Origin of the sequence: Methylocystis bryophila (genome assembly GCF_027925445.1) — a bacterium.
Classification (GTDB): Bacteria; Pseudomonadota; Alphaproteobacteria; order Rhizobiales; family Beijerinckiaceae; genus Methylocystis; species Methylocystis bryophila.
Genome location: NZ_AP027149.1, coordinates 95,392 through 107,889 on the forward strand (window position 1 = coordinate 95,392; position 12,498 = coordinate 107,889).

The 12,498-nt window shown below is 62.7% G+C and carries 15 protein-coding genes; 8 read left to right on the top strand and 7 right to left on the bottom strand.

The genetic code is table 11. The features are described from left to right. Positions 1 to 164 precede the first annotated feature (164 nt). A complete protein-coding gene (locus QMG80_RS00465) occupies positions 165 to 779 on the top strand; it encodes a phosphatase PAP2 family protein (RefSeq protein ID WP_085771032.1) in 615 nt (204 codons plus the stop codon). Between the two features lie 145 nt (positions 780 to 924). Here the strand turns inward: QMG80_RS00465 and QMG80_RS00470 are convergent, their stop codons facing one another. After that, positions 925 to 1,191 carry an Imm74 family immunity protein gene (locus QMG80_RS00470; RefSeq protein WP_085771033.1) on the bottom strand — a complete coding sequence of 89 codons (267 nt, stop codon included), beginning with the start codon at positions 1,189 to 1,191 and terminating at the stop codon, positions 925 to 927. Between the two features lie 70 nt (positions 1,192 to 1,261). Beyond that, on the bottom strand, positions 1,262 to 2,416 hold the full coding sequence (gene mutY, locus QMG80_RS00475) for an A/G-specific adenine glycosylase (RefSeq protein WP_085771034.1): 1,155 nt from the start codon (positions 2,414 to 2,416) through the stop codon (positions 1,262 to 1,264). On the opposite strand from mutY, the gene QMG80_RS00480 reads away from it, so the two are divergent. The 3 genes from QMG80_RS00480 (at position 2,415) to bfr (ending at position 3,993) form a co-directional block, all read left to right on the top strand. After that, the gene (locus tag QMG80_RS00480; RefSeq protein ID WP_085771035.1) at positions 2,415 to 2,975 is read left to right on the top strand and encodes a DUF721 domain-containing protein; all 561 of its coding nucleotides are present in this window, start codon (positions 2,415 to 2,417) and stop codon (positions 2,973 to 2,975) included. The two genes, mutY and QMG80_RS00480, sit on opposite strands and share 2 nt — an antisense overlap. A 275-nt stretch (positions 2,976 to 3,250) precedes the next feature. Then, positions 3,251 to 3,478 (top strand): (2Fe-2S)-binding protein, encoded by a 228-nt coding sequence (locus QMG80_RS00485; RefSeq protein WP_085771036.1) that lies wholly within the window; start codon positions 3,251 to 3,253, stop codon positions 3,476 to 3,478. A 35-nt stretch (positions 3,479 to 3,513) separates the two neighbouring features. After that, complete coding sequence (bfr, locus tag QMG80_RS00490; RefSeq protein ID WP_085771037.1) at positions 3,514 to 3,993, top strand: bacterioferritin; 480 nt, start codon at positions 3,514 to 3,516, stop codon at positions 3,991 to 3,993. 145 nt (positions 3,994 to 4,138) lie between these two features. On the opposite strand, the gene QMG80_RS00495 is transcribed toward bfr, so the two are convergent. After that, positions 4,139 to 5,953, bottom strand: a complete 1,815-nt coding sequence (locus QMG80_RS00495) for a hypothetical protein (protein WP_085771038.1) — start codon at positions 5,951 to 5,953, stop codon at positions 4,139 to 4,141. Positions 5,954 to 6,145: 192 nt separating this feature from the next. Between QMG80_RS00495 and QMG80_RS00500 the strand changes: the two genes are divergently transcribed. After that, entirely contained in the window at positions 6,146 to 6,763 is a 618-nt protein-coding gene (locus QMG80_RS00500; RefSeq protein ID WP_085771039.1) for a helix-turn-helix domain-containing protein, read from the top strand. A gap of 80 nt (positions 6,764 to 6,843) precedes the next feature. On the opposite strand, the gene QMG80_RS00505 is transcribed toward QMG80_RS00500, so the two are convergent. Then, positions 6,844 to 7,962 (bottom strand): aminotransferase, encoded by a 1,119-nt coding sequence (locus QMG80_RS00505; protein WP_085771040.1) that lies wholly within the window; start codon positions 7,960 to 7,962, stop codon positions 6,844 to 6,846. 232 nt (positions 7,963 to 8,194) lie between these two features. Here QMG80_RS00505 and QMG80_RS00510 point away from each other — a divergent pair, with 232 nt between their 5' ends. Both QMG80_RS00510 and QMG80_RS00515 read left to right on the top strand, forming a co-directional pair. After that, entirely contained in the window at positions 8,195 to 9,235 is a 1,041-nt protein-coding gene (locus tag QMG80_RS00510; RefSeq protein WP_085771041.1) for a sterol desaturase family protein, read from the top strand. Between the two features lie 239 nt (positions 9,236 to 9,474). Further along, positions 9,475 to 9,600 carry a hypothetical protein gene (locus QMG80_RS00515; RefSeq protein ID WP_280950014.1) on the top strand — a complete coding sequence of 42 codons (126 nt, stop codon included), beginning with the start codon at positions 9,475 to 9,477 and terminating at the stop codon, positions 9,598 to 9,600. A gap of 372 nt (positions 9,601 to 9,972) precedes the next feature. Here the strand turns inward: QMG80_RS00515 and QMG80_RS00520 are convergent, their stop codons facing one another. After that, on the bottom strand, positions 9,973 to 10,551 hold the full coding sequence (locus QMG80_RS00520; RefSeq protein ID WP_085771043.1) for a L,D-transpeptidase: 579 nt from the start codon (positions 10,549 to 10,551) through the stop codon (positions 9,973 to 9,975). Positions 10,552 to 10,705: 154 nt separating this feature from the next. Between QMG80_RS00520 and mepA the strand changes: the two genes are divergently transcribed. After that, positions 10,706 to 11,614 carry a penicillin-insensitive murein endopeptidase gene (mepA, locus tag QMG80_RS00525; RefSeq protein ID WP_085771044.1) on the top strand — a complete coding sequence of 303 codons (909 nt, stop codon included), beginning with the start codon at positions 10,706 to 10,708 and terminating at the stop codon, positions 11,612 to 11,614. Positions 11,615 to 11,622: 8 nt separating this feature from the next. On the opposite strand, the gene QMG80_RS00530 is transcribed toward mepA, so the two are convergent. Together QMG80_RS00530 and QMG80_RS00535 are read right to left on the bottom strand one after the other, a co-directional pair. Beyond that, on the bottom strand, positions 11,623 to 11,934 hold the full coding sequence (locus QMG80_RS00530; protein WP_158658652.1) for a type II toxin-antitoxin system RelE/ParE family toxin: 312 nt from the start codon (positions 11,932 to 11,934) through the stop codon (positions 11,623 to 11,625). Further along, complete coding sequence (locus QMG80_RS00535) at positions 11,931 to 12,401, bottom strand: hypothetical protein (RefSeq protein WP_085771046.1); 471 nt, start codon at positions 12,399 to 12,401, stop codon at positions 11,931 to 11,933. The genes QMG80_RS00530 and QMG80_RS00535 overlap by 4 nt, the downstream gene beginning before the upstream one ends. Positions 12,402 to 12,498 lie beyond the last annotated feature (97 nt).

Sequence of the window (12,498 nt, forward strand, 5' to 3'; positions counted from 1 at the left end):
GCGCCGACCCCGCGCAGATTTCCACAAGTTCACGCAGCGATCCGAAGCCCGGTTCTTGCGGCGGCGCAACATCACGTCATCGTCGTAAATATGTCATTTCCAGATTCATTGAGGCGACGCATAATCGAGACAAAGTTGCCGTAGCACTTGGCTAGCTTCCCCTTATGACGTTCTTGCCCCACTCCCTTTCGCCAGATGCGCGCTTTCCCCGCCTGGCGCGCCTCGGCGCCGCCGGCCCCGCGCTCTGCCGCTGCGCCGCCCGCTTCCTCGAGGCGGATCTCGAGCTCGTTCGAAAGCTGAACGCCGAAGGATCAGCGCTGCTGCGGCCCGCTGCGGTCGTGATCAGCAAGCTCGGCAACGGCTGGATTTATCTCTTTATCGCCGCCTTCGTTTTCGGAGAATTAGGCTGGAACGGCGGCAAGCTCATGGCCCTGCTGGCCGGGATCAACGCTGCGGCGCTGCATCTGCTCTATCCCGTGATCAAGCAGCGTTTCAAACGGCCGCGTCCTTTCGCGGTCGACCCGAGCCTGCCGTCCCTTTTGCGGACTCTCGACGAGCATTCCTTCCCCAGCGGTCACGCGATGACTCTCGTCGGCGTGCTGACGCCCATCGTCCTGTTATGGCCCGCCGCCTTCTTCTCGGCCGTCATCATGGCTTGCGGCATGGCCTGGTCGCGCATCGCGACCGGCCATCATTATCCGAGCGACGTGCTCGCTGGCGCCGGGCTCGGCATGGGCCTTGGTTACTGCCTCTCCTCGAGCATATTGGCCTTCCTTTGAAGTTGGGGCTCTTCCCCTTTTAGGCTTCCCCGCTGCAAGTCTTGCCTTGAGCGCGAGCCGCGCCCAGGCCCCGGTGGAAGCGATCATCGCGTGATTCCGCGCGATCGGAACGCGCTCTAAACTTATAGAAATCGTTCCCGTTTTCTCACTCGAAGGCGACAGCCAGCCCGCGCTTGTCGCATTCGCGTTCTATCGCCTCCAGAATTTTTGCAAGCTCGTCGAGCTCGACGAGGCGCTCTTCGTCGGGCGGATCCCAATGCTCAATCTCGTCGAGGCCGACGAGCAGATCCGCCTCGTCCTCCGCATCCTCCGGCGCCGGAGCGAAAGGGATCGTCAGAACACGACCCCAAGCGCGCACGCAAAAGGCGTGATCGCCGATTTCGACTGCGATTGAGCTTCCGCGTCGCGTCATTTAGTTTTCTCTCTTGATTGCCGCCAAAGCTTCTGCTGCGTCTCTCGGCGAGCCGTTGTCAGCGCGGACCTCATTTTGTGATTGGCTTCCGTCCGTCAGAAAGACCCGCATGGACCGCGACCTTGCGCATCAGGGTCGGCAAGCCCTGCTCGTCGAGCCTTGCGGTCGAGATCCAAAGGCCTTTCGCGCCGGCGCCCCCTTGCGCGACGTAAACGGCAAGCTCCAGCGAAAAATGCGTGAACACGTGATGCACCGCGCCGTCGAGACGCCGCCAGCGGGCCTTGATCGGCGCATGCGCGAGCTGCGCTTCGGGAGCCACGTCCTCCCCGAGCGGCGTCGTCGGAAAAGCGGTCATCGACCCGAGCAGCCCTGCGCTCGGTCGGCGCAGCAACAAGACTTCATCGTCCCTGAGCAGCACGAAGGCCGCGCCGCGGCGATGCGGCTTCGCGGTCTTCGCGCTCCTCATCGGATAATCCTCGGGCGCTCCGGCGCGGCGCGCTTCGCAAGCGGAGGACCAGGAGCAGCGGTCGCATTGGGGAGCGCGCGGCCGGCAAATCGTGGCGCCGAGATCCATCATCGCCTGCGCGAAGTCGCCGGCTCGCGCAGAGGGCAAGAGCAAGGCGGCGCGCCGCTCGACCTCGCGTTTCAGCGCCGGGCGCGGATCCGCCAGGGTGTAAAGGCGGGAGATCACGCGCTCGACATTGCCGTCCACGGCGACGCAGGGCTCCCCATAGGCGATGGCGGCGATCGCGGCGGCCGTATAGGCGCCGACGCCGGGCAGCTCGCGCAGCTCGGCCGCCCGACGCGGAAAACGCCCTCCGTGACGGCGCGCGACGGTTATCGCGCAGGCGTGCAGATTGCGGGCGCGCGCGTAATAGCCGAGCCCGGCCCAGGCGGCGAGCACATCCTCGATCGGCGCGGCAGCCAAGGATTCGACGGTCGGCCAGCGCGCCAGGAACTTGGCGAAATAGCCTTTCACCGTCGCGACCGTGGTCTGTTGCAGCATGATTTCGGAGAGCCACACCGCGTAAGGATCGGCGCATCGGCCCGGCAACGCCCGCCAGGGAAGATCGCGACGCTCGAGGTCCCACCAACGCAGGAGGCTGTCTCCGAGCGGCGTGTTCGTGGGAAGGCGAGAAATGTTGGGCTGACGCGTCAAGACCGGGTTCTCAAGAGATGCTCGCCTCGCGGCGGCGCAGGCCATATAACCTCCGGCCATGGCCATGCAGAAGCATACGCGATGGGAGACGCGCCGGCTCGCGGAGCTCGTCAACCGGGCGCTCGATCCGCTGATCGCCAAGCAAGGCTTTGGCGAAACGGCGCTGCTGACGCAATGGGAGACGGTCGTCGGCGCTCGGCTTGCGGCGATCTGCGAGCCGGAACGCCTCAAATGGCCGCCTCGCCCTAAAAACCCGCCGAAGGAAGCGCCGATTCAAGCCGCAACCCTCATGCTGCGGGTCGAGCCGGGTTTCGGCCTGGACGTACAGCACATGGCCGGCGCGCTGATCGACCGGATCAATGCGCATCTCGGCTGGCGCTGCGTCGCCAGGATCGCCATGCGGCAGGAACCGCTTCGCCGGGCTGCGCCAAAGCGACGCCCCGAAGCAACGCCTCGCGATCCCGATCTTCGCGCGCGCGCCGAGGCGGCGACCCAGGGAATCGCCGATGAGGCTTTGCGCCGGGCGCTGACAAAGCTTGGCGAACAAACATTCGCGCAAGCGGCTCCTCAGAGTGACAACAGCGCGAGCGAAGCCGTCCAGTCTGGAAGATTTCCAGCTCGCTAAGTCTTCGGGCCAGAAAGAAATCGACGGCGCGCACCCCTCAATCCTTTAAGGAACCGGTAAAAAGGGCAGCGTCAGCCATGGCCCTTCTTCTTGGGTCGACACAGATGAGTCGCAGAGCGGGCCTATGATCCGCTTCCATCGGCACGGCGATTGCTCCATCCTCTCGCAAACACAGCCGCGTCGGAAAAGCGACGAAAGGTTTGCACTTTTGGATGAGACCGCATAAACTGCTGAAAGAAAAGGCAGTTTATAAGGTTTCCAAACTAGGGCCTCCGATGATACTCTGCTCTTGCAACGTGCTCTCGGATCGCGAAATCCAGTCCGCGCTCGCCTCGGGCGGCCGGCGTAGCGTAGGCGGGCTGTTCCGCAGCCTTGGATGCGAAGCGAAATGTGGGCGCTGCGCGCGCAGCATTGCCGCCGCCATAGAAGGCTGCAGCAACGCCGCGGACGCCTGTAGCGACGCATGCCAGTCCTGCAGCGCCGAAGAGCGGGCGGCGGCCTGAGCCGCACGCAAGAGACATTTTAGGAGGAATGAAGCATGCGCGGCGACGCGAAGGTTCTCGACTATCTCAACCGCGGCCTTCGCGCCGAGCTCACGGCCGTCAATCAATATTGGCTTCACTTCCGGATCTTCGACAATTGGGGCTACCGAGAGCTCGCCAAAAAGTGGCGCGAAGAGTCCATCGAGGAGATGAAGCACGCCGACGAGTTCGTGAAGCGCATTCTCTTCCTTGAAGGCTTCCCGAACATGCAGACGCTCGATCCCCTGAAGATCGGCGAGAGCGTCGAGGAGATCATCAAGGCCGACCTCACCACCGAGATGGAGGCGCGCGCCATGTATATCGAGGCCGCCGCCTACTGCCTCTCCATCAACGACCGCGTCTCGGAGAGGCTGTTCCTCGACATCGTCAAGAGCGAGGAAGGCCACATCGACTTCCTCGAGACGCAGCAGGAGCTGATCAAGCAGCTCGGCGTCCAGCTCTATGCGCAGAGCCACATCGGCGAGCTCGAGTCCTGAGGGCTTCACGAGATTCGTTCTCGGAACGTGCAGCGCCCTTTTGACCTTCTCTCGCGCTGGGCCTAGGCGCGCTGCCTGGGCTCAGAGCGACCGACGATATGAGCACAATCAACAAACGGAACGGGCCGACTGGGCAGAAGCTGATTCACTTCTTGAATACGGCGTCAAACTCCTCGGCCGTTAATTCTCGCGAATGATCCCCGTAGTCGTAAAGGCGGGACAAGAGGTCATGTAACGTGGACGACTTCGGGCCAGGCGGAGGAGCCTGGTCCGCGAGCGGCATCCACTCCCGCGGCAAATAGAAATTCTCGGAAACCTCCTTCCCGCGCACCACCAAATAGAATGGCGCGGGTTCGTCGTTCGTCTTCAAGCTGAAGGGAAGGCGGTAGTGGGCTCGAATCCGCGCCCCCGAATACTGCAGAAGTTGCACGAACAAAGTCGCTGCGGAATTTCGTTTGCCGGCCTCCGCTTTGGAGACGTCGAAAATCTCGTCGAGAGTTAGCGCTTTTGTCAAAAGCCGTTTGCTGTCTTTCCTTGTGTCGGCGGGGTCCGAGAAGAAGTGCAAGACGGCCTCAAAGCGCGCATCAACCCAAGGCCTGTATTCGAACACGGCGGCGCCCGCCCCCTTTATCTCTGTCCAGCCGGGGAGCCCCGCCATGTCGATCGGCGAAGGAAGCCGAAGGAGCGCTATCGTCCCTCCGGTCAGGAGATAAGCGCGAGCGAATGGATTGTAGCTCGCATGGACCTGCTGTTTTTGGTCGAGCAACCAAACGCCGCCGACCGCAGCGACTTTCTCGGCGAGGGCAGAGCGAAATCTGGTCATCGCCTGATCGAGACTGTCGCTCGCGTGTTTCGCTTCCGCTTGAGTTGCTAGCCTCTCGATCGCGTTCGTAGCAATCAGCAGAGCTTGAACGCCCTGCGCCGGTGGCGTTTCCTTAGCCGCCCGTCTCTCCCTAGCAGGCCGAACCTCGGCGACCTTCTCGGGCAGCCGACCAAAAGTCGGCGAGCCGCGAAGCGGATCAACGTTGTAGCGATGATAAGCCTGCAAGTCGTCCAGCAGGCGGGGATCATGCCGGAGGCGGTCGTTGCTGATCCCCAGGTTCGCGACAACCACACCCTCCGTCGCGTCCCATTCGACATCCTTAGGGCCGGGAAATACGCGCTCCGACAAGGGAAGATATTGGTACCAGACCTGAACGTCGGCGGTGAAGCCCGGTCGCAACCGCGGAATTTCTATCGCAAATCGGTTCGGCGTCCATTTCTGGCTCTTGGCCGCTTCACCTTCCAGATTGACAGTTACGTCATAGACAGCGCCAGCGACGTTGATCTCCACAACGAAATTCTCTGCGTCGACAGGCTTATCATTTTTGATGCGAAGCGCGAGCACCCTGTTCGGCAGTGTTTGCTCAATCTCCTTTCGGCGCAATTCGAGCCGTTCAAGCGCATCCGCTGTCCGAGGCCCTGTCGTCGCGCGTACAGCGGCGAAATTTTCGGAGTTCTCGGTGAGAAGCATGCGCAGCCGCGCATATTCGACCGCGCCGGGGTCAACGCCTCGACCCGCGACTCTAAGTTTCTCCGTCCGCTGGGGCCATCGCTTGAGCTCGCTTTGGATTGGCTCCGCCTCCAAGGCGTGAATCAACTCCATAAACTCGGTGCGATCTTTGAAAACGCGGGGCGGCCATTGAGATGGGTGGTCGCTCGTTTGGGAGTAGTAGGGAAAAGCTGGAAACGGCTCGATGCCGCCCATCGCAGCGCCAATGGGATCATCGGCGGGATTAACCGCCTCGAGCACCGCAGCGTCATATACGATGCCGGGAGGAGGCGTCCACACGGAAAGCACGAACAACAAGCTGCCACCGGTAAATACAACGAGCACTATCGCCGTGATTATAAGCTTGGGCAGAAAGGGCATTGCAGCCGCCCAATCAATCACCTTTTTAAGTGCTTCCAAGAAATCCATTCATTCCTCCATTCTACCCAATTATTTACACGTCAGGCGCTTCTTGTTGCCGATGAATTACCTTTATCATTAGTAATAACCCCTTTTCGGGCTTCCATCTAGCCAAGATCGTGCTTCAGCGCCTTCTGCTCGTTCGCTATTCCGAACGGAAACCGCTATTCTACCGTCCGCGCAGGGTGGGGAGCGGCCCGGATGGGCGTCGAGGGACGGGAAAAGCAGAAGATCATGGAGGCTGGGGCGCTGGCGCTCTCGGGCCAGCTCGGGGCGACCGTGCAGCGGCTGCGCAAGGCTTACAATCTGTCGCTTTCCGAACTTTCACAGCAGTCCGGCGTCGCGAAGTCCATCATCAGCCAGATCGAGCGCAATGAGACCAATCCGACGCTCGCGACGATCTGGCGCCTCGCGCAGGCGCTCGACGTCTCCATCGAGCGCGTGCTGCAAAGCGCGGCGGACGAGCCTTTCTTGGAGAAGACCAGCAGGGCCGACACGCCGATCCTCGTCTCCGACGACGGCCGTTGCCGGCTCGCGATCATCGGCTGGATCAAGACCGTCGAATGGCTGCAGGTCTATGATTTCGCCGCCGAGCCCGGCGGCGCGCTCGAGTCGGAAGCGCATCAGCGCGGCGCGGTCGAGAGCCTCTCGCTCTCCGAGGGCGAGCTGACCGTCGAGGTCGGCGGCGCGGTCGAGACGGTCCGGGCGGGCGAGACGCTCCGCTATCGCTGCGACCGCGTGCATGTGATCCGCAATCTTGGCCAGGTCCCGGCGCGGGCGACGATGGTGTGCATCCTGAAGGCCGCGGCGATGGCGTGAGAGGCGGCGCCGGCGCCGCGCCGGCTCTGGGCGTCCGCGCGCGCGGCGACGCAAACCCTCCAGCCGACATCGCGTCTTCATCACGCGGAGCGCATGAACGCCGAGATCTTCGCGAGACTCGCGATGAGGACATCGCGGTTGTTGGCGTAGCCGATCCGCACATAGCCCTCGCCTTCGAGCGCGCTGCCCGGCACGAGCAGGACGCCGGTCTTTTGGAGGAGCGAGACGCAAAAATCGCGTGATGGCTTGTCGGCGCCGAGGCGCAGCCACGCTGTCGTGCCGGACTTCGGCTTCACATAGGAGAGCTGCGGCTCCTCGGCGATCCAGGCGTCGAGCAGCGCGAGATGGGCGCGCAGAATCTCGTGGTTGCGCTTCAAAATCGCGGCTTTGTTCTCGAGCGCGATCGCAGCCAGCAAATCGTTCAACATGCCGACGCTGATCGTGTTGTAGTCGCGATGGATCTGGATGCGGCGAAGCGTGTCGACAGGCGCGACGATCCATCCCAGGCGCAAGCCTGCGAGCGACCAGGTCTTGGACATGCCGCCCGTGCTGACGCCCTTCTCATAGACATCCGCGATGGACGCCGTGAAACCGTCGCCGTGTTGATCCGTTCCGCGATAGGCCTCGTCGCTCAAGACATAAGCGCCGCAGGAACGCGCCACTCGCGCGATCTCTTCGAGATGCGCGCGGTCCATCAGCGATCCGGTCGGGTTGTTGGGATTGGCGAAGGCGATGAGCCGTGTCGCCGGCGTGATCATTCCCCTCAGCTCGTCGAGGTCAGGCAGGAAAGCGTTTTCCTCACGCAAACGCAAAATATCGACCTTTGCGCCCATGCTCTCGGGGATAGAATAATGCTGCTGATAGGTCGGCAGGACGGATATGACGCGATCGCCGGGCTCGACGAGCGTTTCATAGACGAGCGCATTGGCGCCGATGCCGCCATGCGTGATCAGCACATTTTCGGCCTGCTGCTTCTCATACAAAGAAGCGACGTTGGCGCGCAGGCGCTCGGACCCGTCGATCGCGCCATAGGTGAGCTTCATCGGCAGAATTTCGCCGAGCAGCGCGTCTTCCTTTCCCGCGATTTTTATGAGCTCGCCGAGCGTGAGCGGCTCGACGCAGGTTTCCGCAAGGTTCAGCTCGCAATCGTTCTCATAGTGATAGAGCCAGCGTTCGACGCCGAATTCTCGAATGCGCATCAGCTCCACCTTCGCCTTGAGGCTGTTTTAGGCGGCCGGCCGCCGCGCGGCGACTATAGGCTTGAAGGAGAACCAGCGGAATGAGCCCTCCCTGCCGCGGACGGCCCCAGGGGCGACGGCTGGAAAAGGAGCAAGGGCGGTTGTATCCTCTGCCGAAGGGACGCGCCGGGGAAAGCCCCATGGCGCGAACAAGGGGGACGAAACCTCCGAACCCGGCATCGGAAACTTGCCAATGGAACTCCACGGCGCGATCCGCTTTTGGCTGAGCCCAATCGCCCATGAGCTCTTCTCACCCGGCTCCATTCTCTCGATCTATTCGCTGGCGACGACCTTTTGCATTGCGGTTTTGGCCTTGGCCTATCGTCACAAGGCGCGCCGGGGCCGCGCCAATCTGCGAGCTATCGCTCGCGCGACATTCAATTTGCGCTTGCTGCGGCATGCATCCTCTTACGCAGACGTGAAGCTCGTGATCGTGAGCGTCGTCATTGCGCCGCCGATCTTTGCTTCTCTCGTGCTATCCTCCAACGCCGTCTCCATGGCCGTTTCCTCCGTGTTGAGGAGCGTCTTCGGCCCGATCTGGTCTTTCTCAGGACATGACGCGGCCATGAGAGCCCTGTCGACGCTGGCTCTATTCCTCGCCTATGAGATTGGCTATTTCGTCGATCACTACTTAAAGCACCGCGTTCCGTTCTTATGGGCCTTGCATAAGGTGCACCACACGGCCGAGGTGCTCACGCCTTTGACGAATTATCGCAATCATCCGGTCGACAATCTGATTTTTGGCTATATGCTCTCGATATTCATCGGCGGCGCCTCCGGCGTGCTGGGCTGGATGTTCGATCGCAAGACCGACATCATTTCAGTCGATGGAAGAAACGTCATCTTCCTAATTTTTCTTTGGACCATCGGACATTTGCAGCATTCGCAGTTTTGGATCCCGTTTGGGGGAATCTGGGGGCGGCTCTTCATGAGCCCTGCCCATCATCAAATCCATCATTCGGACGACCCTCGGCACTTCAACCGCAACCTCGGCAGCGTGCTGGCGATCTGGGACTGGATGTTCGGCACGCTCGAAACGCCTTCGGTCGAAAATCCCCGACTCGCCTATGGCGTCAGGGAAGAGCGCCAGCAAGCGCACTCCTGGGTCGGACTGCTGGTCTCTCCGCTTGTCGAAGCCGGCTCGGCGCTCTCGCGCGCGCTCATCGCGATGAAGCGTTCCTTTCGGCGGCGCACCTCCACCCTGGCCGACGTCCATATTACGCCGCGAGTTTGAGATTGTGAGCCCTTCCGCTCGCAGTATTCCCTGCCGGGCGTCGGTGTCGTCTGTCGGAGATGCGTCGTCTGCCCGGAGCGCAAGAGCAGCACGCTGTGACAGGATGACGCGGCGCCTTTCTCAATCGCAACTTGTGTACGTCCGGCAAGCCATCTACTGATTGAAATGAGCTGCAACTTACATTGACACGCGTAAAGGCGGCTTACGTAACGGGCGTGTCTATCCGAAAGAGAGACAAAATGAGCAGCTCCAACACCGGCGCCGGCACTCTTGCCCGCATGAAGGGTCTTCTTTGGGTGGCCGGCGCGATCGGCGCAATTTTTGCCCTTATTGCGCTCGCGCCGATCATCTCGCACAACTTCTAGTTTCGCGCGCGAGCGCGCGCCGCTCGTCAAGCTGCAAGCGCAGGCCTTCCCGCCGAATCTGCTTGAGCCATATGAGCTACGCCACACAACGCCGCGCAACCTAGGCTGCGCGGCGTTGTGTTATTTTATGGGTCGATCGAATAAATGAGCGCGTCCATGCGTGAGCGCCATGCTCCCGCCGCCTCCTGAGCGCTTCGCGACCAAAAAACCAGCGACACCGATTTCATGCCTGCGCGTCCGCAAGGCGCGCCGGCGAAAAGCGAACGAGAATTCCGCATTTCGGTTTTGAGGAAATCTAACGCCGAGCGTCCTTCAAGGCGTTCGAACCGGCTGGAAGCCATGGGGCCGACGTCGGACTCTCCCGTCGGATCTTCACCACGGATTCCCCGTGAACCCCGTGAAGCCACCGGTCGGATCGGCCTGCCAGGCCCTGACGGAATGGGGAGCCCGGGCGCGTCGCGTGGGAGCATAGGCCAGCGCGCTATTGCCGGCGCGCGGGCCGTGCCGAAGCGCGGCGTGGCGGGCGCGGGAAGCCGGCGACGACCCGCCGATCGAGATGCTCGCGCCTTCGGCCTCGACCATTTGATAAAGCTGCGCGGCGTGCCCGGGAGAAAGGCGCACGCAACCATGCGATGCGGGGCGGCCGAGCTGGCCGACGGCGTTGGTGCCGTGGATCGCCCAGCCGCTACGAAAGAAGATCGCATGCGGCATCGGCGCGTTGTTATAGAGCGTCGAGTGGGTCATGCGCGTCATGTAGGTTGGCGAGAAGGTCCCCCTTGGGGTGACATAGCCGGCGCGCGCCGTCGAGACCGGCCAGGAATAGCTGCCGCTCGAGGACTCGACATGCATGGTCTGCGTCGACAAATCGATGTGGACGCGCACTTTCGCCTGCGCGACGGAGACGCCGAGCCAGGCGAAGACCATCGCGAGCAATATCCCCACACAACGCATGACTGAACTCCCTACATGCCATCGACGCCGCTTCCGCCTTGCTATAAAGGGCTGCTCCATTAAGGGACAATCGAAACGCTTCGTTAAGGTTGACAGGCAGGGCGAATCAGAGCCCTTTCGATCGCCTCGCGTCTCTTTGCGACAGGGCTCGCGCATGTTGGATCGCCACTGCTGGACGTTGATCGTCGCGGCTATTCTCTGCGGCCCGGCCATGGCGCAGGAGAAGGGCACGGTCGATCCAAAGCCCCTGCCACCGCTTGCAAACCCATCGGACCCGAAAACCCCGGCGAGAGAGTTCTTCGGCCGCGCCACGCAAGGTGCGCCGATGGATCCCGATCCGATCGGCTTTTATTCGCACGGCTGTCTCGCCGGCGGCGTCGAGCTGCCCGTCAACGGCCCGCACTGGCAGGTCATGCGCCTCTCGCGCCATCGCAACTGGGGTCATCCGGCGCTGATCGGGTTCATCGAGCGGTTCACGGCCGCGGCAAGCAGCGGCAGCGGCTGGCCGGGCGTCCTGATCGGCGACATGTCGCAGCCGCGCGGCGGGCCGATGATGGGCGGACACGCCTCGCATCAGATCGGCCTGGACGTCGACGTCTGGCTCACGCCCATGCCGCCGCGCGAGCTCACACCTCTTGAGCGCGAGGAAATGTCGGCGACCGAAATGGTGCGCGGGGACAGGCTCGACGTGATCCCCGGATGGACGGAGGGACACGTCGCCGTCGTCCGCGCCGCCGCCGAGGACCCGGCCGTGGAGCGGATCTTCATAAACGCCGCGATCAAGCGCGCCTTGTGCCGCGTCGCCGCGGGCCAGCCATGGATGCACAAGGTGCGGCCCTGGTACGGGCACGACTATCATTTCCACGTGCGCCTCCACTGTCCAAAGGACTCCGAAAGCTGCACGGACCAGGCGCCCGTTCCGCCAGGCGATGCATGCGACGCCTCGCTCGCCCATTGGTTCTCGCCTGAGATCCGGAATTGGAAGCCCTCGGGCAAGACCTGGCCGCCGATGACCATGTCAGGGCTGCCCGCGGAATGCCGCCAGGTGCTCAAGGCGAAATAGCGCGTGGATCAGGGCGCGAGGTTGCGCCATTCCTCGCCTTGTTCCGGCCAGGGCTGCTCCGCCTGGGCGACATGCACCGCCTCGAGACGCTCCGTCTCCTGATTGATGCGGTAGAAGAGCGAGAGCCGCGTCCCCCCGATCCGCAACTCGCGGAGTCCCGAGCCGACGGGACGTCCGATCGCGCGCCCGTCGCGTAGCGCCTCGGCGGCGGCGAGCAGCCGATCCGTCACCTCGATCGCGGCCCGGGGGCTCGCCAGCGCGATCTCATCCGCGTGGTTCAACAATTCATTGAAGGCTCGGCGCAACCAGCGCAGCTTCATGAGGCGGCCTCCTCGGCGAGAAAGGTCTCGCGCGCCGCGGCCCATTCCCGCTTCAAATCCTTGTGCGAAAGCCATTGAGCCGCGGGCGCGTCAGCCTCAAGAAGCGCCGCCTGCAGCGCTTGCGGCAGCGGGGTCTCCGACGCCGCGACTCGGTGCACGCGGCGCAAGGCCTCGGCGCGATCCGGCCGGCGCCGGGATGGCGCCGCCTTCGCCTCAAAATCCGCGGTCTCCACCTGAAAGCGGTCGATCTTGAGACCCCTCAGATAGGAAACGAGACTCTCGAAGCGCGCAAACAGCCGCGGCTCGCCGGACCGTTGCGCGCAGAGCCGAACCCCGGATTGCGCGCCGAAGCTCACCGCGAGAAGCCAGCCGCCACTCTGTCCGACCGCGCGAACCTCGGTCACGGCGCCCGCCCGCGCGAGCTGAGTCAAAGTCGCGTGATTGAGCTTTTGCTCGTCTTCGTCCATGTCGGCGCCGAATCTCCCTTCGGCAAGTTGTGCGATATGAGTAAATTCGCAGTTGACGTTATTATAAATTGCAAGGCGGTCAATTGCTCACTGACGA

Bases quoted from the DNA above. Each gene is read 5' to 3' on its own strand.
- QMG80_RS00465 (WP_085771032.1), top strand. From the start codon at position 165: ATGACGTTCTTGCCCCACTCCCTTTCGCCAGATGCGCGCTTTCCCCGC.
- QMG80_RS00470 (WP_085771033.1), bottom strand. From the start codon at position 1,191: ATGACGCGACGCGGAAGCTCAATCGCAGTCGAAATCGGCGATCACGCC.
- QMG80_RS00480 (WP_085771035.1), top strand. From the start codon at position 2,415: ATGCAGAAGCATACGCGATGGGAGACGCGCCGGCTCGCGGAGCTCGTC.
- mutY (WP_085771034.1), bottom strand. From the start codon at position 2,416: ATGGCCATGGCCGGAGGTTATATGGCCTGCGCCGCCGCGAGGCGAGCA.
- QMG80_RS00485 (WP_085771036.1), top strand. From the start codon at position 3,251: ATGATACTCTGCTCTTGCAACGTGCTCTCGGATCGCGAAATCCAGTCC.
- bfr (WP_085771037.1), top strand. From the start codon at position 3,514: ATGCGCGGCGACGCGAAGGTTCTCGACTATCTCAACCGCGGCCTTCGC.
- QMG80_RS00495 (WP_085771038.1), bottom strand. From the start codon at position 5,953: ATGGATTTCTTGGAAGCACTTAAAAAGGTGATTGATTGGGCGGCTGCA.
- QMG80_RS00500 (WP_085771039.1), top strand. From the start codon at position 6,146: ATGGGCGTCGAGGGACGGGAAAAGCAGAAGATCATGGAGGCTGGGGCG.
- QMG80_RS00505 (WP_085771040.1), bottom strand. From the start codon at position 7,962: ATGCGCATTCGAGAATTCGGCGTCGAACGCTGGCTCTATCACTATGAG.
- QMG80_RS00510 (WP_085771041.1), top strand. From the start codon at position 8,195: ATGGAACTCCACGGCGCGATCCGCTTTTGGCTGAGCCCAATCGCCCAT.
- QMG80_RS00515 (WP_280950014.1), top strand. From the start codon at position 9,475: ATGAGCAGCTCCAACACCGGCGCCGGCACTCTTGCCCGCATGAAGGGT.
- QMG80_RS00520 (WP_085771043.1), bottom strand. From the start codon at position 10,551: ATGCGTTGTGTGGGGATATTGCTCGCGATGGTCTTCGCCTGGCTCGGC.
- mepA (WP_085771044.1), top strand. From the start codon at position 10,706: ATGTTGGATCGCCACTGCTGGACGTTGATCGTCGCGGCTATTCTCTGC.
- QMG80_RS00530 (WP_158658652.1), bottom strand. From the start codon at position 11,934: ATGAAGCTGCGCTGGTTGCGCCGAGCCTTCAATGAATTGTTGAACCAC.
- QMG80_RS00535 (WP_085771046.1), bottom strand. From the start codon at position 12,401: ATGGACGAAGACGAGCAAAAGCTCAATCACGCGACTTTGACTCAGCTC.